Origin of the sequence: Candidatus Jidaibacter acanthamoeba, from assembly GCF_000815465.1 — a bacterium.
In the GTDB taxonomy this organism is placed as follows: Bacteria; Pseudomonadota; Alphaproteobacteria; order Rickettsiales; family Midichloriaceae; genus Jidaibacter; species Jidaibacter acanthamoebae.
Genome location: NZ_JSWE01000098.1, coordinates 1 through 816, shown reverse-complemented (window position 1 = coordinate 816; position 816 = coordinate 1). Strand labels below are relative to the sequence as shown.

Genomic DNA, 816 nt, shown 5'->3' with positions numbered 1-816 from the left:
TTTGAAAATCTGGCTTTATTTTATAATATTGAGAAAAATAGTACACTAGATAGAGTAGCGGCTCTAGTAGCAGAAGCACAAACAGGTTTGCATTCTGAATTTATTAATGAAGTAAAATATGCAATCGCTTATGTACAAGAATTGCGACTTAGAACCTATTTAAAGGCAAATAGACAAGATGAGATATTACTCTTAACAAGAAAGCCTTTGGCTGAAATTAATAATGATACTCCAGATAAAGAGTCTTTGCTTAGTATACATAATACTTTGATAAGCTTATATGATTTAACTAGAGTTTTTGTTGATACAGATGGAAGGGCAAACATATTCAGACAAAATAGCATATTGCATGATGAAAAAGCTAAAATTATAAATAAAGTGTATATTTTAGAAGAATTATATGAATATGATGAAGCCATTATTCTTTTAAAAGAGAAAATAAAAAGCGATTATATAAATTCGAATCTAGAGTATATTGCGCACCTTAGTAAAATTTATAATAAACTTGAAAGATATAGAGAATCTATAGAATTACTTGAGCCCTTAGCTAATAAGTATAATGAGCATAAATTTTATCCTTTCAATGGTGAAAGTCATTTTAATTTATCTGAAGATTTAATTAACATTTATATTAATCTTGGCGATGCTTACAGGGGCTCAGGAAAATATTATGAAGCCATAATATTCAATAAAAATGTAATTAGTATATTACAACAACGAGCCTTCCTAGAAGGCAGGAGTCATAGGTTAGCTACTATCCATAGTCATTTAGGGTTTTCTATGTATAAGAGCGGCAATTATCATGAAGAAGAAATT

1 protein-coding gene is annotated in these 816 nt (G+C 28.7%); it reads left to right on the top strand.

Features of this window, described 5'->3' with window-relative positions; genetic code table 11:
* The coding region (locus NF27_RS05220) for a hypothetical protein (RefSeq protein WP_039456644.1) at positions 1-816 on the top strand (816 nt) is incomplete at both ends.